This window comes from Coprococcus sp. TM115-187, assembly GCF_027679115.1.
GTDB lineage: Bacteria > Bacillota > Clostridia > Lachnospirales > Lachnospiraceae > Allocoprococcus > Allocoprococcus comes.
This window is the reverse complement of record NZ_JAQEKS010000006.1, coordinates 33,912-56,600: the sequence shown is the minus strand read 5'-3', so window position 1 is coordinate 56,600 and position 22,689 is coordinate 33,912. Positions and strand designations below refer to the sequence as shown.

21 protein-coding genes and 1 other annotated feature are annotated in these 22,689 nt (G+C 43.2%); of the genes, 1 reads left to right on the top strand and 20 read right to left on the bottom strand.

Going from position 1 to position 22,689, the window contains the following annotated elements; genetic code table 11:
• Position 1: 1 nt before the first annotated feature.
• The 7 genes from truA to PGW42_RS06290 form a co-directional block, all read right to left on the bottom strand.
• Complete coding sequence (truA, locus tag PGW42_RS06320; RefSeq protein ID WP_117557148.1) at positions 2-781, bottom strand: tRNA pseudouridine(38-40) synthase TruA; 780 nt, start codon at positions 779-781, stop codon at positions 2-4.
• A gap of 54 nt (positions 782-835) precedes the next feature.
• Positions 836-1,600 (bottom strand): type III pantothenate kinase, encoded by a 765-nt coding sequence (locus PGW42_RS06315; protein ID WP_008371460.1) that lies wholly within the window; start codon positions 1,598-1,600, stop codon positions 836-838.
• Between the two features lie 3 nt (positions 1,601-1,603).
• Positions 1,604-2,269 (bottom strand): ECF transporter S component, encoded by a 666-nt coding sequence (locus tag PGW42_RS06310; protein ID WP_055247641.1) that lies wholly within the window; start codon positions 2,267-2,269, stop codon positions 1,604-1,606.
• 56 nt (positions 2,270-2,325) lie between these two features.
• On the bottom strand, positions 2,326-3,525 hold the full coding sequence (gene coaBC, locus PGW42_RS06305; RefSeq protein ID WP_008371456.1) for a bifunctional phosphopantothenoylcysteine decarboxylase/phosphopantothenate--cysteine ligase CoaBC: 1,200 nt from the start codon (positions 3,523-3,525) through the stop codon (positions 2,326-2,328).
• A gap of 14 nt (positions 3,526-3,539) precedes the next feature.
• A complete protein-coding gene (nrdR, locus tag PGW42_RS06300; protein ID WP_022220817.1) occupies positions 3,540-3,989 on the bottom strand; it encodes a transcriptional regulator NrdR in 450 nt (149 codons plus the stop codon).
• A gap of 118 nt (positions 3,990-4,107) precedes the next feature.
• Positions 4,108-4,803 (bottom strand): NUDIX hydrolase, encoded by a 696-nt coding sequence (locus tag PGW42_RS06295; RefSeq protein WP_270203703.1) that lies wholly within the window; start codon positions 4,801-4,803, stop codon positions 4,108-4,110.
• Between the two features lie 292 nt (positions 4,804-5,095).
• On the bottom strand, positions 5,096-5,353 hold the full coding sequence (locus PGW42_RS06290) for a PRC-barrel domain-containing protein (protein WP_055156107.1): 258 nt from the start codon (positions 5,351-5,353) through the stop codon (positions 5,096-5,098).
• Positions 5,354-5,631: 278 nt separating this feature from the next.
• On the opposite strand from PGW42_RS06290, the gene arcC reads away from it, so the two are divergent.
• Positions 5,632-6,561, top strand: a complete 930-nt coding sequence (gene arcC, locus PGW42_RS06285) for a carbamate kinase (RefSeq protein ID WP_117557150.1) — start codon at positions 5,632-5,634, stop codon at positions 6,559-6,561.
• 648 nt (positions 6,562-7,209) lie between these two features.
• Here arcC and PGW42_RS06280 read toward each other — a convergent pair.
• From PGW42_RS06280 to PGW42_RS06220, 13 genes are all read right to left on the bottom strand, one after another.
• The gene (locus PGW42_RS06280) at positions 7,210-8,343 is read right to left on the bottom strand and encodes a toxic anion resistance protein (protein WP_055262143.1); all 1,134 of its coding nucleotides are present in this window, start codon (positions 8,341-8,343) and stop codon (positions 7,210-7,212) included.
• Positions 8,344-8,364: 21 nt separating this feature from the next.
• Positions 8,365-9,741, bottom strand: a complete 1,377-nt coding sequence (locus PGW42_RS06275; RefSeq protein WP_270203702.1) for a 5-bromo-4-chloroindolyl phosphate hydrolysis family protein — start codon at positions 9,739-9,741, stop codon at positions 8,365-8,367.
• 14 nt (positions 9,742-9,755) lie between these two features.
• Positions 9,756-10,307 carry a hypothetical protein gene (locus PGW42_RS06270; protein ID WP_055156041.1) on the bottom strand — a complete coding sequence of 184 codons (552 nt, stop codon included), beginning with the start codon at positions 10,305-10,307 and terminating at the stop codon, positions 9,756-9,758.
• A 217-nt stretch (positions 10,308-10,524) separates the two neighbouring features.
• Positions 10,525-12,489, bottom strand: coding sequence for an ABC transporter permease (locus PGW42_RS06265; RefSeq protein WP_117557152.1), 1,965 nt, complete (start codon positions 12,487-12,489; stop codon positions 10,525-10,527).
• On the bottom strand, positions 12,482-13,249 hold the full coding sequence (locus PGW42_RS06260) for an ABC transporter ATP-binding protein (RefSeq protein ID WP_055262162.1): 768 nt from the start codon (positions 13,247-13,249) through the stop codon (positions 12,482-12,484). The genes PGW42_RS06265 and PGW42_RS06260 overlap by 8 nt, the downstream gene beginning before the upstream one ends.
• Positions 13,250-13,669: 420 nt before the next feature.
• Entirely contained in the window at positions 13,670-14,692 is a 1,023-nt protein-coding gene (locus PGW42_RS06255; RefSeq protein WP_117824263.1) for a sensor histidine kinase, read from the bottom strand.
• A complete protein-coding gene (locus PGW42_RS06250; protein ID WP_008371417.1) occupies positions 14,689-15,360 on the bottom strand; it encodes a response regulator transcription factor in 672 nt (223 codons plus the stop codon). The genes PGW42_RS06255 and PGW42_RS06250 overlap by 4 nt, the downstream gene beginning before the upstream one ends.
• A 13-nt stretch (positions 15,361-15,373) precedes the next feature.
• Positions 15,374-16,249: a YitT family protein gene (locus PGW42_RS06245; protein WP_117557155.1), complete on the bottom strand. Its 876-nt coding sequence runs from the start codon at positions 16,247-16,249 to the stop codon at positions 15,374-15,376.
• A 253-nt stretch (positions 16,250-16,502) separates the two neighbouring features.
• Complete coding sequence (locus PGW42_RS06240) at positions 16,503-16,760, bottom strand: hypothetical protein (RefSeq protein ID WP_256171008.1); 258 nt, start codon at positions 16,758-16,760, stop codon at positions 16,503-16,505.
• A gap of 39 nt (positions 16,761-16,799) precedes the next feature.
• A complete protein-coding gene (gene rsmH, locus PGW42_RS06235) occupies positions 16,800-17,870 on the bottom strand; it encodes a 16S rRNA (cytosine(1402)-N(4))-methyltransferase RsmH (RefSeq protein WP_117834686.1) in 1,071 nt (356 codons plus the stop codon).
• A gap of 398 nt (positions 17,871-18,268) precedes the next feature.
• On the bottom strand, positions 18,269-20,023 hold the full coding sequence (locus tag PGW42_RS06230; RefSeq protein WP_270203700.1) for a S8 family peptidase: 1,755 nt from the start codon (positions 20,021-20,023) through the stop codon (positions 18,269-18,271).
• A 67-nt stretch (positions 20,024-20,090) separates the two neighbouring features.
• A complete protein-coding gene (locus PGW42_RS06225) occupies positions 20,091-21,125 on the bottom strand; it encodes a bile acid:sodium symporter family protein (RefSeq protein ID WP_008369831.1) in 1,035 nt (344 codons plus the stop codon).
• 122 nt (positions 21,126-21,247) lie between these two features.
• Positions 21,248-21,493, bottom strand: a binding site (T-box leader).
• A 62-nt stretch (positions 21,494-21,555) separates the two neighbouring features.
• Positions 21,556-22,572: a glycosyltransferase family 2 protein gene (locus PGW42_RS06220; protein ID WP_173826372.1), complete on the bottom strand. Its 1,017-nt coding sequence runs from the start codon at positions 22,570-22,572 to the stop codon at positions 21,556-21,558.
• Between the last annotated feature and the right edge of the window lie 117 nt (positions 22,573-22,689).

Genomic DNA, 22,689 nt, shown 5'->3' with positions numbered 1-22,689 from the left:
TTTATTTTTCGCTGATCTTCTGTACCGCTTTTTTAAGCTCCGCTTCTGTATAAAAAACACGACCTAAAAACAGTCCCTTCGCCGGTGCCGGAAAACCAGATTTCTTCCGGTCTTTCGCTTTCAGAATCTCCGGTATCTCTTCCGCTTTTATTTTCCCGATTCCCACATCCAGAAGCGTTCCGGTAAGTATCCGGACCATATGATATAAAAATCCATCTCCGATCCACGATAACGTAAGTGTATCCTTTTCATACACGATCCCAACCGCATAAATCGTCCGTACCGTATCTTTGTCCTCTTTCAAATCCGTAAAGGCGGAAAAATCGTGGGTTCCCATCAGATACTCTGCTGCTTTTTCCATCGCAGCGATATCGACCGGATGTGGAAAATGAAACCGGTATTTCCGATGAAATACTTCCATCTTGTCACGCAGATCGATCTGATACTCATAGCATTTCCCGACCGCACTCTTTCTTGCATGAAAATCCCGTTTTTCTCTGCTGATATCCAACACTCTGATATCTTCCGGGAGAAGTGCATTTAACTGCTTCTTAAAACTGTCCATATCAATTTCTTGTTCCAGATACAGACTGCACTCCTGCCCTAACGCATGTACACCACTATCCGTTCTTCCTGAACCACTGACCACCATCTTTTTCCCTACAATTTCTGAAATCCGCCGTTCCAGAATTCCCTGTACAGTAAGTTCCGTATTCTCCTGTCTCTGCCATCCACGATACGCCGTTCCATCATAGGCAACTGTTATCCGGTAAGTATTCATCCTTTTATAAAAGGGGCGAAAACTTTATAAGTCCTCGTCCCTGTCACCTTTCTGTTATCTGTTTTTCCGGTAAATGATCAGAAGTCCTTTCAGGAGCAGATCGTCATCCAGTATGACCTCTCTCTTGCAGTACGGAACAATCTTCTTGGAAAGTCCACCTGTTGCGATTGCAGTCATCGGCTGTCCAATCGCTTCCTCAATCCGGTCAATAATTCCATCGATCGCCGCTGCACTGGAATAGAGAACACCACTCTTCATACATTCGATCGTATTCTTTCCGACAATCCGCTTCGGTGCTTCCAGACCGATTCCCTGAAGCTGGGATGCATTTTCCGTCAGGGCGTTCAGTGAAATATTCACTCCCGGATAGATCATGCCTCCGATATAATTTTTCTTTTCATCGATCACACTAACTGTTGTCGCCGTTCCCAGATCGAAAATCATCATCGGTGCTTTGTATTCTGCAATTCCGGCAACTGCATTTGCCACCAGATCACTTCCGAGCTGTGCCGGATTATCCATCAGGATATTGAGTCCGTTCTTCACGCCAGGTCCGATGACCAGTGTCTCTTTTTTCAGAATCTTTTCTGCCGCCTCTTTTACAACATATGTAATCTGCGGAACTACCGAGCTGATGATCGCTCCTTCCAGCTTCTCCGGTTTGATTCCGTGAATATCCAGAACCATCTTGATATCAATCGCATATTCCAGTTCCATCTTTGTCTTGATCGTGGAAAGTCTTTCGATAAAATAGGTTTTGTTGTCATCCACACATCCAAGTACAATATTTGTATTTCCTATATCAATCGCAAGTATCATTTTTTACACTCCTAATCTTTCCTGTACCCCTTTTTTCATCAGTGTTTTCCCAAGTACCAGCGTGATCACCGCCGCTACAATCGCCTCCGGAATCCCATTGATTCCGATAATGCTCAGAATAAATCCATATACCGCCTTTACGGTAATACCATTGGCTGCCGCATAATCATTTCTGAAAAATACAAAAATAAGATTCATGACAAGAAGCGTATTGGTCAGTGCTCCGGAAAGTCCTGCCGCAATCAGTCCAACAGAGGATACTCCATTGTTTTTTGAAAGCTTCTTAACCAGACGGTAAACATAAAACGGTACTACACCGATCAAAATACGTGGCACAAAACAGATGATCAGACTTCCGATCCCTCCACTGTATTCACCCAAACTGTAAAATGGGGTAAATACGAATGATGTCAATGTCGGATTTATCGTATTATTGATAAAACTTGTAAGACCAAACACGCCTCCAAGCGCTGCGCCCTTCTTCGGTCCAAGCATCAGAGATCCCATGATCACCGGGATATGGATGATCGTTGCCCTTGTAAATCCCAATGGGATATATCCGATAAACGGGGTGAATGCCAGCACTACAATAAGTGCTGCAAAGATTGCCATCTGTACGAGTCCTTTTGTTTTGGACATGGATGTAGTACGTTCATTGCCTTGATTCATTTTTCTTTTCCTCCTGTTACTATTCTCTTTACGAGATACAATACATTTTGGCTTTTTTATTTATTCATACACTCCAGAATCTTGTCCAGAATACAAGCTGCTGTCTCTTCCTTGCTGATCATTGGAAGTGCAGTCTCATCTTCCTTCGTGATCAGCGTCATCTGATTTGTATCGCCCTGAAATCCTGCTCCGGCAACTTTAAGATTATTTGCCGCGATCATATCCAGCTTCTTCTTTTCAAGCTTCTTTCTGGAATTTTCAACCATATTCTCGGTTTCCATCGAAAATCCACACAGGAACTGTCCGTCTTTTCTGTGCTCTCCGAGATATTTCAGAATATCGTCTGTCTTTTCCAGTTCCAGACTCATCTCACTGTCCGATTTTTTCACCTTTTCATCCGCAATATGCTTTGGCCGGTAATCTGCAACCGCTGCTGCTTTACACACAATGTCTGCATCTGCTGCCTCTTCCTTTACCGCCTCGAACATTTCCTTTGCAGTCGTGACCGGAACAATCTTCACAAACATCGGCTTTTTGATCTCTGTCGGTCCGGTGACAAGCGTAACATCCGCTCCTCTTGCCACAGCAACGCGTGCAAGAGCATATCCCATCTTACCGGATGAGTGATTCGTAATGTAGCGCACCGGGTCGATTGCTTCTCTTGTAGGTCCTGCTGTGACAAGAATTTTCTTTCCGGTCAGATCTTTCTCATAAGCAGTATCCCGGTAAATATATTCATACAAAGTCTCCGCTTCCGGCATCTTCCCGGCTCCGTTATCTCCGCATGCCAGATGTCCACTTGCCGGCTGAATCACTTCATATCCATAATGCTCCAGAAGTTTTAAATTATCCTGTACGACCGGATTCTCATACATTCTTGTATTCATCGCCGGTGCAAGGATCTTCTTACATTCGGCACATGCCATCACAGTCGTAGTCAGCATATCATCTGCAATCCCGTGTGCCAGCTTGCCGATCACATTTGCCGTGGCAGGTGCGATCATCACAATATCTGCCCATTTTGCCAGTGTCACATGCTCCACACTGTACTCAAAATTGCGGTCAAATGTATCAATCAGGCACTTATGCTGTGTCAGCGTCTCAAATACCAGCGGATTGATAAAATTCGTTGCATTCTGTGTCATCACAACTTTCACATCGTATCCTGTCTTTACCAGCATACTTGCCAGTGTTGCAATCTTGTACGCCGCGATACCGCCGGTCACGCAGAGCAATACTGTCTTTTTCCGTTCCATTTGTCTTTCCCCTTTTATTCTAATATTTTCTTCAGTTCATCCATGAAGGTATTCACGTCTTTAAATTCCCTGTATACCGATGCAAAACGTACATAAGCAACCGGATCCAGCTTTTTCAGGCTTTCCATAACAATCTCACCGATCTGGCTGCTCGGAATTTCTTTCTCTTCCCGGCTGAAAATCGCTGTCTCGATCGAGTCGATCGTTGCCTGAATATCTGCTGCCGCTACCGGACGTTTATAGCACGCCCGGAGTACTCCGCCTTCCAGCTTAGTACGGTCATACTGCTCCCGGTTGTTGTCCTTCTTGATCACGATCAGCGGTATGGTCTCCACCTTCTCATAGGTTGTAAAACGCTTGTTGCACGCATCACAGGATCTTCTCCTTCTGATCGTCGTTCCGTCATCTGCCGGTCTTGAGTCGATGACTCTTGTATCAATGTTACCACAATACGGGCACTTCATCTTTTTTCCTCCTGTCTGGTTCTTGATTGATTCTACTGCCGAATCACGCACATTTTTAATGTCTATAGTATAAATCCTGTATACAGGGTTGTCAACAAATTCACACTTTATCAAAAAGCTATATAAGCCGGCTTTCCACCAGCTTCCATGCCTGTACGATCAGTGCCGCATGGTCACAGGCGATCCGGTCCGATTCTTTTACCTTATAATAAGTCTCTCTTACCAGTCCACTTCTTTCCTTTTTTTCAACGATCGCCGAAATTGTAAGCTCTGCTTCTTTATTTTCCAATACCAGTCGATAAATGGTTCTCTTCCAATCTCCATCCTCCTTCACCGATTCTGTCTGACAATGAAGCTGCATCCACTTTGCATCCGCCGCATCGTCACCAGCCTGCACCTTTACCTGCCCTTCATCCACAACCGAAAGATATGCCGATGTAATAATCCGTGCCCTCGGATCACGGGTCACATTCCCATAGACTGCAAACTGCTCCATCGGAAGATCCGCCACGCCGGTCTCTTCGGTCAGTTCTCTTCTTGCCGTATCTTCCAGATTCTCATGAAGTTCAATAAACCCACCCGGCAGCGCCCACCAGCCAATGCTCGGATGATTCCGCCTTTTCACCATCAGAACTTTCCATTCTCCGTCCACTACCTTTCTTTTGCAGGAGAATATAACTGCATCCGTTGTCACACAAGGATTCTTATATTTATAAGGATCATACTCTTCCAGAAATTCTTCCAGCGTCTGTCCCTTTTCATTTTCGTTTCCGTTTCCCCGGAACGGCTCGATTTCTTTAAAAAATGCTGTCATTTTTCTTCTCTCCTTTGTCTTTTTACTTGTTCTCATTTATTTCACTGAGCAGTCTGTACTCTTCTTCCTCTTTTACTATTCTTATGATACCAGGGTCAAAAGGTCAGAAAGCCGATGCAAGCTTGCTTGCAAGAGGATTTTTGACCTCTTGCCCCGCCAAAAACATGAGTAAGTAGCCATTTTTTTAGGAAAAATGAGCGGATTACGAATGTTTTTGAGGAGTGCGAGAGTGCAAAGCACGTAGCAATCTGGTATCAAAGGGGGCAAAATACCTTTTGACCCCAACATCTTCTTATTTACACGGCTTCAGACATTTGTCCTCTTTAATTTCCACAAGAATAATATCCTCTCCAATCCTGCGAATACACTCAAACGGAATAATATACTCCGCATCATACCCAAGAAATCCACAGATTCTTCCCGGTCCCGGTACGATCAATGCTTCCACACACCCTGAACAGATATTGATCTGCAGATCTGCAACAAACCCGAGCCGCTTGCAGTCACATATGTTGATGACCTCACGTTCTTTTAATCCGCAAAATCGAATCCGTTCCTCTTTCATACTGCACCATCCATCGGACTTCTTATTATATTATATGAACATCTCCCCTTGTTGTCAGCATGTTTTCTAAAAATCTCCGTCCTTGTGCCATTTAGCTTCTGCCCACCAGTAATTCCTTTTTATACTGTGCATTTTTGCCAACTAATGATTGCAATTTCCATAAAAAAATACTATAATTTTTATATATTTTTTATCGCTGTTGTCTGCGTTATATGTTTTTCATACGCAGACAATTCAAATTCTGAGAAACAGAGGGATGTAATATGAAGAAAAAAGTTGTTGTTGCATTAGGACACCGCGCACTCGGAACCACACTTCCAGAGCAGAAGGTTGCCGTTAAAAAAACTGCAGTTTCCATTGCAGATCTTGTTGAAGAAGGATACCAGGTAGTAATCACACACAGTAATGGACCTCAGGTTGGTATGATCCATACTGCTATGAACGAATTCAGCACCAATCATCCGGATTATACCGCTTCTCCGATGTCAGTCTGCTCTGCTATGTCGCAGGGTTACATCGGATACGACCTGCAGAATGCGATTCGCGAAGAACTGATCGGACGCGGCATCTATCGCAGCGTATGCACCGTTATCACACAGGTAACTGTTGATCCATATGACGAAGCATTCTATACACCAACCAAGATTGTCGGACGTATCATGAACGCAGAAGACGCTGCCGCTGAACGTAAAAAGGGCAATTATGTAGTAGAAGTTCCTGGTCAGGGCTTCCGCCGTGTCGTTGCTTCTCCAAACCCGGTTGATATCGTAGAAGTTGATGCCATCCGCACCCTTACCGATGCAGGACATATCGTAATCGCCTGCGGTGGTGGCGGAATCCCGGTACTCCAGCAGAACAATCACCTCAAAGGTGCCAGCGGAGTCATCGAAAAAGACCTTACTGCCGGCAAGCTTGCTGAACAGATTGATGCTGATGAACTCATCATCCTGACCAGTGTGGAAAAGGTATGCTTAAACCACGGAAAAGAAGATGAAGAAGAACTCGATAATATCTCCGTAGAACAGGCTAAGCAGTATATGGATGAAGGACACTTCGGAATCTACAACATGCTTCCAAAATTCCAGGCATCCGTAGGATTCATAGAAAAGAAAGAGGGAAGAAGTGCTCTGATTACTTCTTTTGATACTCTGAAAGATGCTCTGAAGGGTAAAACCGGAACTGTTATTGAATAAATGTACAAAAGGGACGACATAAAGGACTCCGTTTTCTGTGGGTAGAAATGGTGAAGAGTCCGTAGAGAAAAAATGCACCAGTAATTTGGATACCGGGCTGATTCGCGGAATAATCCTGATGATTATTCCACTCAGCAGCCCTCTGGATTTCGTGCTTGTAGCACGAAACCAGATCCGAATTACTGGTGCATTTTTTCTAACGGACTCTAGCACCGTTTCTAATCACAGAAAACGGAGTCCTTTATGTCTATGTCTTGATAACTTTTAATTTCAGAAACATTCACACAAGCACTTTATTCCTACTATCTACTATTCCATTCACTCGCACCCACCCCATAACGGGGGCAGCCTCTAGGCGTCCCCCCGTGGAATACAGCAAGGCAGGGACAAGTAGATTCTGTTTTTTTATGTTAGAAAGCGGCGATTAGGGTCCGTTGTAAAAAGGCAGCCGGTAATTTGGATCTGGTTTCGTGTTTCATACACGAAATCCAGAGGACTGCTGAGCCGAATAATCATCAAGATTATTCAGCGAATCAGTCCGGTATCCAAAATTACCGGCTGCCTTTTTACCTACGGACTCTTCGCCGCTTTCTCCTCATAAAAAAACAGAATCTACTTGTTCCGGCCTGTATGTCATCCACCAAACGCTTACCCCTGGACCTGTAACAGCTTCGCTTTCAGTTCAGCTTCGATGCGTTGCATTTCCACCTCTGCCTGCTGACGTTTCTGGCGGCCTTCCTGTTGGATCTGCATGACTTCATCGAAGGTTGCGATCAGCGATTCATTGGTTGCTTTTAAGGTTTCAATATCTACGATTCCACGCTCGGATTCTTTGGCAGTCTCTACAGTAGCAATCTTCAGCTTTTCTGCGTTCTTGCGCAAGAGTTCATTGGTCATATCGTTGACCTCTCTCTGGGCTGCGGCTGCCTGTGCGGAATGTTCTACACCAAGGGCGAGTACCATCTGGCTTTTCCAGAGTGGGATCGTATTGACGAGTGTAGACTGGATTTTTTCTGCCATCATTGTGTCGTTTCCCTGTACCAGACGGATCTGTGGTGCGGTCTGCATGGCGATTGTCTTGGTCAGTTCCAGATCATGCAGCTTTTTCTCAAAACGTTCACATCTGGAATCCAGATCTTTTGCTGCCTGTGCATCCTCGGCAAGTCCACTTGCCATCGCTTTATTCTTCAGTTCCTGTAGTTCGCCGTTTCTTGTCTCGGCAAGCTTCTGCTTTCCGGCAAGCACATACATGGCCAATTCTTTATAATATGTCAGGTTCACTTCATACATCTTGTCCAGAAGCGCAATGTCTTTCATAAGCTGCACTTCGTGAGATTCCAGTGCTTTGACAATATTGTTTACATTGGTTTCTGCTTTTGCATATTTGGCTTTCATTGCCTGGATCTTGTTTCCGCCTTTTTTGAAGATTCCGAGAAATCCTTTTTCCTCTTCCTCATCAAATCCTTTCAGTTCTGTCACCACATCACTTAACAGTGTGCCAACCTCTCCAAGATCTTTTGTTTTTACATTTTCCAGTGCTTTTTCTGAAAAATCTGCGATCTTCTTCTGGGTTCCGGCTCCGTACTGAAGAATCATGTTCGAATTGGCGAGATCAATTTTTTCTGCAAATGCACTGACCATATTCTTTTCTTCCGGTGTCAGGACGATCTCCGGTGTTTCCGGTTCTGCCTCCTGATAAATCTGCGGAGTCTCTTTTTTTTCTTCCTGGAACGGATCCAGCGTCAGCTCCGGTGTCACATTAAATTCTTCAAAATCGTTCATACTCTTCTTCCTCCTGCGACTTTATTTTTTCATTCCGTCCTCTTTCAGACCTTCCTGTGCAAGCATGGTATTCAATACGGAAATATCCGATGAGACATCCCACATGGTATCCTGAAACAGGTCATCCAAAAGCTTCTCAAACGCCGTATTTAAAGTATCGAGCGTTGCCTCAATCTCACGTTTTGCAGTCTGGATATTTTCTCCATCAACCGGCTGTCTGTCAAGCTGTTCATATGCTTCCAGAAGCTTGATCGTCGTCGGAAGATAATATTCCATCAGCTTACGGATATCCGAAACTGACTGTGGATTTTCTTCCACCCGGTCGAAGATCCGGTCTACCAGCATCTCCATCCGGCTGATCTTTGCGGAAATCTCTTCTCCCGGAATGGCTTCATTACACTCGTGGATCTTTCTGATAAAAGCATCCCCCTGGTCAATGATCTTCTGCACCTCCGGTGCCAGCTTTTCATTCTTTGCTTCTTTTTCTTTTGTATTTTCCTGTGTCTTCTCTTCTTTCTTTACCGGCTCTTCCGCTTTCGACTGCTGTCTGCGGGTTTCGATCTGTAAATATTCTTCATAAGCACGGTTTGACAAGATCAGGCATTTCTTCTCACCATCCATGTGCCCCTGACGGAACCAGCCTTTGGAAATCATTCTTTCCAGATCCTTTGTCACAAATTTTATGGATTTTCCGGAATTGCTTCCGATCTCCGAAATATTGCAATACTCTCTGCCTGCAATCCTGCGGCTATAGTTCTTGAATCTTCCAACCTGTTTCAGAAGCTTAATGCCCCATCCTGTGATCATGCCACTTGCTGCCGTAAACAGTCCAAATACCGCACGCATGATCCATAAAGCCCCCGGACTTTCCGGCAAAGAAGCAATACAAGATGCAAGGAACAGAATCAGAAATATAAGTGCCATGCTTCCGCCTGCTGCGATCATGACAATTCCGCCTGCCTTTGTTCCCGTCGTCGATCCATACAAGACAGGTGACTGCTGTGCATTGCTGTATCCATACCGGCTGCTGCCCTTTGATTCCGCCTTATAGTCCTGCATATCCGGATTCCATGCTCTTCCATTTCCATCCGTTCCGCTCCACCTGTAAGTTCCAAACGGAGGTACACCTCCTCCAGGCGGTCTTCCCCATCTGTCAGCCCCGCCCATCTGTCCATATCTTCTACGCGGTCCTCCCGGACCTCTTCCCATATTTCTCGTTGCCTGATCAAACGCATTTCCAAAAGAACGCATGCCCTGTTCTGCGCCATTTACCGCACCGTTCACTGCCCGGTTGATCGTATCCGTGATCGTCTGGTTCAGCCTCCGGTAATCCTGCGAGTCTACAGCATCCTGCACGGTTCGTCTGATCTCTTCTCCAAATCTTTCCCAATCCTGCATTTTCAGCTTCTCCTTTATTTTGAAAACTTGATCCTGTCATCAATTCCGTGCGAAAGAACATAATCAAAAACGGTCTTTGGCACCAGATCATCCCACTTTTCATCTGCCAGGATCCTCTGCCGGATCTGGGAACCTGATACCCCTTTTTCCTCTTTAGTCCTTCTCCAGAGAACTTCCACCGGAATTCCAAGCTTCTCAAAACGCTTCTCATTGTTCGCAGTCCATTCATCACAGATACTCATAAAGCAGACCGCACCCTCCGGCAGATACTGCCCCAGATATTCCACTCTGTCAATCGGAAATGGGATGATCTCAAACTCTTCTCTCGGCACTCCGAAACTGAGCAACGTATCACGAAGCATCTCATAACGCTCAATATAAGTCAGAGGATTAGCGCTCCGTCTTACCCGGTAATTGTCTTCCTCCCCCCCTGATACGTGCAGATCATCCGACATAGTGATTCCTATATAAAGCCTTTTGCAGCGCATCTTTGCCGCCAGAATATATTCCACATGTTTGAGATGCAGAATCTGAAATCTTCCATATACCAGCCCTTTTTCTATCATTTATACATCCCTTGCTTTCTGTAATTTTATCTTTTCAATGATGTTGAGGTCAAAAGGTATTTTAACCCTTTTGATACCAGATTGCTACGTGCTTTGCACTCTCGCAATCCTTTTCAATTAGTCTATCTGTATTCTACTACAGAACGGTCGTTCTTAGCAAGAAATACCTCTGTATACGACAAAAAGATGACTTTCGTCACCTTTTTGTCTTTTTCTTCTATTCAACGATTTTATAATATTCTTTTGCTGTTATCACAAATACGATCACATAAAAGACGGCAAAGATTCCCACTGTACCGGCAGTGCATCCGAAGAACAGCTTTGTATTTTTCAGATAAAATATGGCTAAAAGCTTTGTGATCACCGGAAATGCAACTGCAATATGGATGATTGCCATCGCAAGCGGCAGGAAGAATACCATCAGGATCTGGCTGCGGATCGAGCTTTTGACCTCGCGTTTGCTCATCCCTACCTTCTGCATGATCTGATAGCGTTCTCTGTCATCAAAGCCTTCGGAAATCTGTTTGTAATAAATGATCAGCACCGTTGCCATCAGGAACAGGCTTCCAAGATACATTCCAATAAAAAATACACCGCCATACAGACCAAAGAAAGTCTCTTTTTCAAGATATCTTCCCTGTACGCCAGTATGTTCAAATTCACTTTCTGCCTGTGCTTTCAGCTCTTTGACAGCTTTCAGCTTCTGATCTTCGCTGCCCCTTAAATTGAATGACTCCCTCCATTTTACCGGTTTGTCCTCTGCCTCGAGCTGGTATTTTTCCAGATAATCTTTCATAAACTCTTTTTCATCACTGACGATCATATAATATACATTTTCTGTATTAGAATCACTCTTCTTTCCAAAAGGTGCAGTATCCAGTTCCTTCTTGACCATCCATGTTTCCTCATCAATCCTGATCTTATCCTTTCCGTAATTTTCCCCATTTGTAAAAAGAATAGCTTCCTTATCCCCAAGCTCCATCCTTTCGCCTGTCAGCTGATTATAATCTGCCAACCTAATCACATCAAAAAACACTATATCAGATGACGAATTATCCTTTATCATAGCAGAAGTATATTCTTCTCCGTTTTTTATCTTAACAAGCTCTGCCATATGCCAGCTCTTCTCATCTGTGATCTCTACCTGATTATCCCGGCAGATCTTTTCCACCATGTCATGCAGCTTCTTATTTTCCACATCATCAGATACCGAATTTGTGATATACACTTCCTGCGGATACCTTGTTCTTAAGACATCCTCCTTTCCAATGTACAAAGATACGGTAGACGAAATGATCACCAGAACCATAGTACTGAGTACACAAATATTTGACAGCCCGACTGCATTCTGCTTCATTCGGTAAAGCATGCCGGATACGGATGTAAAATGCTTTGTTTTATAATAGAAATTTTTGTTTTTCCGAAGCAGCTTTAAAAAAGCAATACTTCCTGCTGTAAAAAGCGCATAGGTTCCGATAATGACACAGATTACTGCGACAAAGAAAAGTTGAAGCGCCTTAAGTGGTTCTTTTGTCGTAATCGCAATGTAATAACCGATTCCAAGGAAAATGATTCCAGCCATAGTCAGGAACCATTTGGTTTTTGGCTCGCGCTCGCCCTGACTTCCCGCATGCAGAAGATCGATTGGATTGGCAAGCCGGATCTGCAAAAGATTATAGATCAGAGTCAATGCAAAGATCAGTGTGAAAAAGAGAACGGTATTTCCGGCAATCTCCCATGACATCCGAAATGCCAGTTTATCGTCATAATGAATCATTCTTTTCAAAAGTGCATACATCAGCTTTGCAAGCGCAGTTCCGAAAAAGATTCCACCCAGGATACTGACCGCACCGGTTACAACCGTCTCGATCACCAGCATTTTCGCAAGCTGCGGTTTCCCCATTCCGAGAATATGATACACTCCGATTTCTCTTTTCCTTCTTTTGATCAGAAAACTGTTGGTGTAAAACAGAAAGATCAGTGCAAATGTTTCTATTACATGAACACTCAGACTTAAAATAATCTGTAATGCTTCCTGGTTCATTGGCGAATTTGCCGCCAGATTCGCCATCATATAATACATCATCACCGTTAAAATGGCAGTCAGTACATAGGGAATATATGTCTTCCGGTTATTTTTCAGATTGGAAATGGCAAGCTTTGTATAAATCGATCTATTCACGGTGCTCACCTCCTGTAGTGAGAACCGTCAAGGTGTCGGTGATCTTCTGGTACATCTCGTCACTGGTCAGATTGCCACGGTAAAGCTGATGAAAAACTTCCCCATCCTTGATGAAGAGGACTCTCTTTGCCGTGCTCGCTGCTTTGACACTGTGCGTTACCATGACAATCGTCTGCCCGTTATCGTTGATCGCATTAAAGAGTCCCAGAAGCTCATCCGTCGATCTGGAATCAAGCGCACCGCTCGGTTCATCGGCAAGGATCAGCTGCGGTTGTGTGATCAGAGCACGTGCAATGGCTGCTCTCTGCTTCTGTCCACCGGATACTTCATATGGATATTTGTTCAGAAGCTTACTGATTCCCAACTGCTCTGCGATCGGCGCGATCCGACTCTCCATTTCCGTGTATTTCTTTCCAGACAAAACCAGCGGAAGGAAAATATTATCCTTCAGGGTTAGTGTATCCAAAAGGTTGAAATCCTGAAAGACGAATCCAAGATTCTGCCGCCGGAATGCTGCCATCTCTTTTTCCCGGATCTTGCTGAGATCATTCCCTTTTAAGTAAACCTTTCCACCAGTCGGCTTATCAAGTGCAGCCAGGATATTCAGAAGTGTAGTTTTGCCACTTCCGCTTTCTCCCATAATTGCTACATATTCGCCTGCTTCTACGGAAAAGCTGACGTTATGCAGCGCCTCTACCTGATTTCCTCCGAAACGGGTTGTGTATATCTTTTTTACGTTCTTTACGTCAAGTAATGCCATGGTTTTTATGACCTGCCCTTCTTTTTTATTTGATAAAGTCATTATAAAAAAGTAAGGGATTTCCTTCCATCGAAGTAAATGACAATTTGTGTGGGGTTTCTTACATTTTTGTAAGGATCGGGTTGGAAAAGACTCATTTGGTGAAAGAGACGCCGCCAGAAAAAATAAATATTCCAAATTCCTTTGTGCAAACCATTCCGATGAACCACTTAGGACGGGAATCATGTTCGGCAATGGCCTCCATGATTCCTGTGTTTCATCTCCATTGCACAAACATGGAATTTTCCATATTTATTTTTTCTGGCGGCTGTTTTGTTCAAATGGATAAACTTTTTGCAACTGATAGATCCTTACCCAAAAGTAAATCATAGTTCTGTTCCGTTGTTGGAAGTTTTTTCGTTTTTGTACCGATAGACTCCATTACTCTATTCGTCTGGATTCACGGTCAAAATTTAAGTATACTTTTGTTCCTTTTTCTGGTTTTGATTCAATCCAGATAGTATGATGGAGACGATCTATGATTGTCTTACAGAGATATAATCCTATTCCAGTGGATTTTTTATTCGCTCTTCCATTGTAGCCGGTAAAGCCTTTTTCGAAGATTCTTGGGAGATCCTCTTCTGCAATGCCGATTCCGTTATCGGAGATCACCAGAGTTTTTTCTTCTGTGTAGATTGATATTTCTCCGCCTCTTGCGTATTTAACTGCATTGGAGAGAATTTGTTCGATGACGAAGGTCAGCCACTTTTCATCGGTCAGGATCTTCTGATCCTGGATTTCAAGGTGAAGTCTTGTCCTGGTCATGATGAACATCTGGGAATATTTGCGGACTGCCTGGCGGACGATTTCTTCCAGGCTGCAGATCCGGAAGGCGTAATCGGAGGTTGCGGAACCCATTCTGAGATAGGTGAGTACCATATCCACATATTGTTCAATCCGGAACACCTCCATTTTCATGCTTCGGGTAAGTTCCTGTGCTTTCGGGCTTTCCTGTACTTCTTCCAGTTCTTCCCCGCTCTGGATCAGGACACCGAGTGCTGCAATTGGAGTCTTGATCTGATGAACCCACATGCTGTAATAATCAGACAGCTCCTGTTTTTCAATCTGCACAGAGGATTCCAGCTCTTTTTTCTCTTCGTAAAGCTGCCGGATCAATTCCTGGTACATTTCGCTTTCCCGGCTTTCTGCCTCCGGAAATCCTCCTGCCTCTGTCCGGATTTTTCCCTGATTTTCTTCCAGTATTCTTTGTCTTTTTTCATATCGTATGAAAACAAGTGTAAACCAGATCACATTCCATAAAATCACCAGAAGGAACGCATATCCTGCAATCTCCACCGGAATTTCATAGATCCAGAAGATGACTGCAAAGAGAATGCCCGAAACAAGAACCGCTATTCTCTCCGGTCTTTTTTCTTTCCAAAATGCCCTTAAAATCTCTGTCATACCAGCATGTACCCGATTCCTTTCTTTGTCCGGATCACATCATGCATTCCGGCTTCCTCCAGCTTTTTCCGAAGTCTCGCCACATTTACTGTAAGTGTATTATCATCGATGAATTCGTCACTTTCCCAGAGTCTGGTCATGATCGCATCTCTGGTCACAAATTTTCCTGCGCTCTCAAAAAACATCTGACAGATCTTGAACTCATTCTTGGTGAGTTCAATCTTCTGCCCGGCTATTGTAAGTGATGCATCTCCCAAATTCAGCAGCATTTCTCCATGCTCAATGATATTTGCCGTTCCCTGAAGTGCATATGCTCTTCTAAGCACCGCCTGCACCTTTGCTGTCACTACATTCAGATCAAACGGCTTCTCGATAAACTCATCTCCGCCCATGTTCATTGCCATCACGATATTCATGTTGTCATTCATCGATGACAGAAAGATGATCGGCACATTGGACAGTTTCCGGATCTCCTGGCACCAGTAGAATCCATTGTAAAACGGAAGCCCGATATCCAGGATTACAAGCTGTGGATCTGTCTTTTTAAATTCTTCCATTACATTTTTGAAATCACGTACACATACTGTCTTATAATTCCACTTTTTCAAATGCGATGCCAGCCGCTCTGCGATCGTGTTATCGTCTTCAACAATCAGTATTTTATACATTTATTCCTGACTCCTAAACTCTCTTCTGGAAGTTTCCGTACACCTTAACCCCTTCATCTACCGTAGTAAATGCTTCCGGATCCAGTAAATACACCATGTTCAGGATATCTTCTACTTCAAATTTATTCACGATCGTCACCAGAACATAATTGTCTTCACTCGTAAATGCACCTTCACCATTCCACTGCGTAACACCACGTCCGGTTTCTTTCATGATTGCCTCTGCGATTCCCTTCTTCTTCGTGAAAATCAGCATTCTCACATTGATGTTCTGAAAATGCATCCTGTCCAGAGTTACCGTGTAGAAGAACAGGTAGACAACCGAATAAATCACCGTTGAGATATCAAAAACTAAAAGATAAATGGCATACAGTATCAGATTGAAGATGGTTCCCAGTTTTCCAACGGACATTCCCGCATATTTTTTCGCCATCCAGATACCGATAACCTCTATTCCACCACCGCTTCCTTTTGCCGTCAGCATGATTCCGATTCCGGCTCCGGTTACAACACCACCGATGATGATTCCAATAACCGGATCAGCGATCACTGCTGTTGCCGGAGTTGGTACGATTGAAGTAAATAAACTGATTCCTACCGTTCCAAGGATTGTATTTATAAAAAATGTCTTTCCGATTTTAAACCATGCAATAAATAAAATCGGAATGTTGAGCAGTAAATAAATGATACCATACAGGTTCAGACCTGCAATTTCCTTAATCCCGATCTGTCCTGCTCCATAACTTAACAGCTGTGCAAGACCAACTGCTCCCCCGCTGTATAAATTCATAGGGATAATAAATACATTCAGACCAACTGCGTAGATCAGACAGCCCACTATGATCCAGGCAACCTGCATTCCCCTCTTCTGTGGCAAAAAATTGTTCATACTTTTTCTTTCCTCCTTGCTTCCGTTTTGATACCAGATATTTCATAACTTTTCCATACAGTATATCACGCCGGCATCTGAATTTGTAGACTAAAGTACAAATCGGCTTATAATTTTCTGTTATATATTTTAATCATTTTTCAAATAACAAAAGATGCCGCTCTGTTATCTGTTTTGATAACTTTGCAGCATCTTTCTACTCTTCTTTTTTTATCCAACGTGACGCTCAAATCTCTTAAATCCAAGAATATTTTCAATCCGATCCATTGCATCCTTTTTTACTGATATACTCAGCGACTTCCTTCATAGCCTGATAATTATCAATCTGCACACTTCCCATATTACCACTCTTTTCAATCTTACGGTCAATAAATACAACTGGGATTGATAAATCTGCAAGTAGCTTGTTACTGGTCGCATAATCCGAACTGACATAAATGATCCCATCTACCATTCTGGATTTTAACACATTCAAAAACTTTTCTTCCTGCACCGCATTATGATCCTTGATTTTTGTTTTGTCAATATTCTAATCAGCCTACACTTACTTTTACTCCGCCTTCACAGCCCAGCGCATCTTCGTAGATCTTGCACGCCCATTTTGTGCACACTCTTCTGCCGAAGGTCGGACTACATCTTTGGCATATTCGGAATAAACTCCCTCGCGATATCCTGCTTTTAAAGCTTTCTTCACCAGTTTGTCTTCTCCTGAATGGAACGTCAGGATCGCTACTCTTCCCCCCGGTTTCAAAGCGCCCGGCAGTTTTTCCATAAATTCATAGAGTACTTCAAATTCATGATTCACGTCAATTCGAAGTGCCTGGAAAGTCCGCTGACAGGTCTTCCTGATGATATCTTTTTTCTCCTTATTTTCCGGAAGGAAAGACAAGGTCTGTTCGATCACCTGACGTAGCTTTGTCGTAGTATCAATCCGGTGTCCTTTCCGGATTTCTTCGGTGATTGCCTTTGCCAGTTCTTCACAATACGGCTCATCCGAATTTTCATATAACATCCCGGCAAGTTCTTCTCTTGAAATTGTATCCAGTCTCTCGGCTGCACTGATCCCTTTTTCCTGATTCAGTCGCAGATCCAGAGGTCCGTCCACTTTGAAAGAAAATCCTCTCTTCGGGTTGTCAATCTGCATGGAAGACACACCCAGATCAGCCAAAATAAAATCAAATCCCCCAACTTCTTTTGCAATCTCATCGATAGTACAAAAGTTCTGAAGACGGATTGTTAAAATATCCTCCCCAAATCCCTGTTCTTCCAGACGTTTTTTTGTCTTTGCAGATTCTTCCGGATCTACATCTGTCGCGTAAATGTGCCCCTTTCCTTCCAGACATTTCAGCATTGCTTTTGTATGTCCGCCATAGCCAAGCGTTGCATCAAATCCCACCTCTCCCGGCTGGATCTTCAAGAAGTCAAGAATTTCCTGCACCATGATCGAAATGTGCATTCCGGCAGGTGTATTTCCTTTCTGAATAACATGTGCAATCATGTCCTGATATTTCTCCGGCTGTAATTCTTTGTATTTTTCTTCAAATTTTCGTGGATATTTTCCCTTGTACCTTGTGCGGCGCTTGTGAACACCTTGTTCAGTGTTCTTTTCCTGTTCTGACATACATTGTCTCCTTACTTGTTAATTTATTTTTGGTTTTTTCGAATCTCTGGTCAACTCCATCGATTTTGTTGACTCATTGCCATTTTCTCAACGTTTTCCATATTTTTCTTAATATTATTTTGTTCGACTGTAACTTGAACAGCTGCTACTTTTAACTGACCATCCATTTTGCCTTCTTCCTTCAAAATATTAATTTGTTTAAACCCACTATACTCTATCACTCTATCAGCGTAAAGCATTTTTTACAAATCGCCCTATTTTTGTGCATATGCAGTTTTGAGTTGTGTATGTTGCATAATTTTTCTTTTTACCTATTAACTGAACAAATTTAAGATTAACAACTGAATAAAGCTATGTTTTCAGATTGTTTTTCGAGGTGTTATTATAAATATAACATTTTAATCTGGCAGGCTTCTCTCCAAACAGAGTCGTCCATATCCCACCTCACGGTTCGGATACTTTCCAAATCCCGGCAACTCTCTCGCCCCGCGCCGGAGATACGCCTTCACCTTCTCCCCATACAAAAACGGATCATTTCCTCTTACGATCCCCCATTCCATCAAAAGTGCCGATGCTCCTGTCACAAACGGCGTTGCGAAAGAAGTTCCACTCACCACTGTCACCCCTCCGCCAACTGCTGTCGTCCTTACGTTCACTCCCGGTGCCACAAGATCCGGTTTCGTCCTTTCATCCTGCCAGGTATATCCTCTTCCTGAAAAAGATGCATAGGAAAAAGTAAGCGCATCATACGCCCCCACCGATATCACTTTATCTGCAGTCGAAGGAATCGTTAAGGTCACTTCTTCATCCGGATACAAAAATCCTGTCCCCCGGTTCAATACATTCTCACTTGGCAACCACAGATCATACTGCCCTTCCACAACCCTTGTCGGATTCAAAATGATCTGCCAGACTCCCGACGTAATATAATCTGTCACCGGAATCATATCAATATAAATCTCCTGCGCGACATTATACGGGCTCGGTTTTCCATAATATAATAAAATCTCCGTTTCCCCGATCCGGAATCTCTGCGAACCGAGAACAGATTGTATTGGACCGATCCGCGTCCCCGCAGGAGATACAAATGAAATTTCCACTTCGTCCGTATACGCTTTCCAGATCTGAATATTCAATGTTGGTTCATCTGCCTGTACTGCGAGCTGTATTCTTTCTTCTTTTCTTTTCTGCAGCACTCCAGAAGTATGCCCGGCACTTGCTGCTTCATTTCCGGTCCCTACACAGATCACACTCTTCCAGAAATTCGACAGATCATCAATATACCGTTCTACCAGACTCCTGCCGTCATGAGAACCATATGTATTTCCAAAACTTAGATTGATCGCCACCGGCATCCGAAATTCCAGTGCTTTCCTCACCACATAATCCATCGCCTGCATCAGTTCTGTCGTCCGTGGAAATCCGTCTGGCATAGGCGACCCCATTTTTACCACAATCAGCTCACTCTCCGGTGCCACACCGGCATACAGATTTCCGCTTCCTCGCCCATTTCCGGCAGCAATCCCTGCAACTGCAGTCCCATGACCGGATATATCCTGACTTGGTACCATTCTTCTCCTTTCCTCTGACGAGTCAGCCTCAAGTGCCCTGTTAATCTGCTCCTCGGTAAATTCCACTCCCATCCAATAACCTTTTGGTGGATTCTTCTCTTCATCCGCATTCGGTCTTAATGACTGATCCCACATCACCCGTATTCTCGTCGTTCCATCTGCATTCCGAAAATCTTCATTCGCATAATCAATCCCCGAATCAATTATCGCCACAAGTACACCCTGTCCACGCATATCAAGAAAGCGGGTATCCTGCACCTCATTGATACAGGATACCCGCTTCCCATTTGCTATTTGAAAAAATAAACGTTTCGGTTTCTCTATATATTCTACCTCAGGAATATCTGAAAGTAAATCAATCCTGGACTGGCTGATTCGAATGATCGCGTACTCATTCTGAAGTTCAACCACCTGGATTGCCAAGGCTCTTACCTGATCCAGATTGCCCGAATATTTAATAATCAATTCCCATTCCCTGTCAATCGGATGATACCCGACATCCAGGTTCAATGATTTTTCTCTTTCTTCTTCCGTCGCTCCAAGTGCCAGATTTAAAAGATTTTCCAGTTTCTGATCTTCCATATCTTCTTACGCCCTGTAAGTTATTCCTGATATTTTATGACGATCATTCCGAAATTATTTCTGTATTTTATGCTACATTTTCTGCAGCCTGCTTTTTATTTGCAGGCTTTCCTGCTTTTCTCTTATCATATGCTGCAAATAATCCTGCGAGAAGTGTTCCTGAAATAGAATGCCATGTACAGGATACAGCACAGATAATTGCGGATTCCGGTGCAACCGCAAACTGTGCCGTTGTGGTTGCAAGGTTGGTAGCAAGTCCGGCGTTCTGCATTCCAACTTCGATGGAGATCGTTCTCTTCTTTGCAGTATTCATACCAGTCAGTCTTCCTGCGCCGTATCCCAGCAGATATCCAAGTCCATTATGAAGAAATACTGCCACAAAAATTACAACTCCTGATTCAAAGAATTTGTCTCCCTGCGAAGAAACCACTCCGCCAACTACACATGCAAGTCCAAGTACTGCAACTCCAGGCATCACTTTCTGAAGCTCTGTAAATGTTTTTTTCTTTCCAAACAGATAATTCAGTAAAAATCCAAAAGCTACCGGAACAATAACGGTCTCAACAATAGATACAAACATCGGAAGTCCTTTGATCGTAATATGCGTTCCGCTTGCAAGAAGTGAAACCATAAGCGGTGTCATAACCGGTGAAATGATTGTGGATACCGTAGTCATTCCTACGGAAAATGCCACATCTCCGCCACACAGATAAGACATGATATTGGAGGATACACCACCCGGACAACAGCCTACAAGGATCAGACCAAGTGCAATTCCATCCGGAAGCTGAAGTACTTTCGTCAGTGCAAATGCAAGAAATGGCATGATCAGATACTGCGCGATTGCGCCGATACAGATATCAAAAGGTCTCTGTGCCAGAATCTTAAAATCTTCGGTTGTCAGTGTCAGTCCCATGCTGAACATGATGATTCCGATGATGATCGACTGACAGGTGAACTTGTTGGATACCGGATCAACGAACAATGGGTTATTTACCCATCCCATCATTGCCGGTACAAAGAATGTGACTACTGCAATAGCGATTACCACCAATGATGTATAGTCTGATAAAAATTTGCTTGCTTTTTGTAATGCTTTCATTACAGTTTCCTCCTTTTTCTTTTCGTCCACGCAAAACTGTTCTTCTAATCTTCCGATAACAAAATTCACAGGATTTTTTTGTATACACAGCAACAAAAAAGTCCCTTTCCAGAATCAATCTGAAAAGGGACGAATAAAATCCGCGTTACCACCCTAATTCCACAGATAATAATCTGCGGCACTTCACATACCAACATATGCTATCCATATAACGGTGGATCCCGGCAAAGTCTACTTGCAGATACTTTTTCTGCTTTGGACCCGCTTCTTAGAGAGGATATCCTTATCCGGTTATTACCTGTTCACACCATCCACAGGCTCTCTGAAAATAATGACGGATATGACTTTGTTCTCATCAACGAATTTTGGTGAACCATATTTTCTTTAACAGTTATTATAGTCTTCTCTTCGGAAATGTCAAGAACGAATTTTAATTAAATCCGACAATTCTTCTCGCCACAATGTACGCCAGAGACGAAATCTTTCTTCCTGATCTGCCCGGAAGATTCATGGTCTGTCCAAGGATTCCGTAACGGATCTTCCAATAAGTTCCGTAGTGATTCTTCTTCAGATACTGCCACAGCTCCCGTTTCTTTTCCAGATTCTCTGCATTTTTGGAACGAATCAGAAGAATCGAAGACACCGTCATCATAATTGCAAGATAATTAGTCATATAGGTCCGCAGTTTTTTATTAGAAATCTTGCGCATATCATACATATCAATCATACTCTTTGTGACAAAAATCTGCTGATCCACACGACTGATCATCACCTTTTCATTGACAGACTGATCTTCTCTTCCAATGTAATAACGATAAAAATCCACATCCATATAATACATCTTACGCACATGCGGAAGTGGATAGTAAACATAAATATTGTCCACATAAAATGTATGCTTCGGCAGCCTGAGCTGACATAATTTCAGGAAATCTGTCCGGTAAATAACAGAATGCATCAGAATATACTGTCCCAGATGGAAATGTTTCACATCATTCCAGCCAAAAATCTCTTCCTGTGGAAGCACATTCTTGTACTCAATCACTTTCTTGTGCTCCATTCCTTCTTTTTCGTATACATAGTTGGCAAGCAGCATATCCACCTGCTTTTCTTCATTTTCAAACGTTTTCAGAACATCCAGAATCTTGTATAATGCTTCTTCATCTACCCAGTCATCACTGTCCACCACTTTAAAATATTTTCCCTCTGCGTGGTCAAGACCTACATTGACCGCATCTCCGTGTCCACCATTTTCCTTATCAACTGCACGGATGATCGTCGGATACTTTTCTTCATACTCATGTGCAATCTTTGAAGTATCATCCTTTGATCCGTCATTAACTATGATGATCTCTACATCTTCTCCACCTTTTAAAATAGATTCCACTGCCCTGTCCATATAAGCTGCCGAGTTATAACACGGAATCGCAAACGATATATATTTCATGTGTATTCTCCTTCTCAATTTAAAGCTCACGTTCCTAGTATAGCCTATTTTTTTTTGTTTTCCAACTGATATTGTAAATTTCACATTTTTCGGCTATAGTTAAAGCTATATGATTAC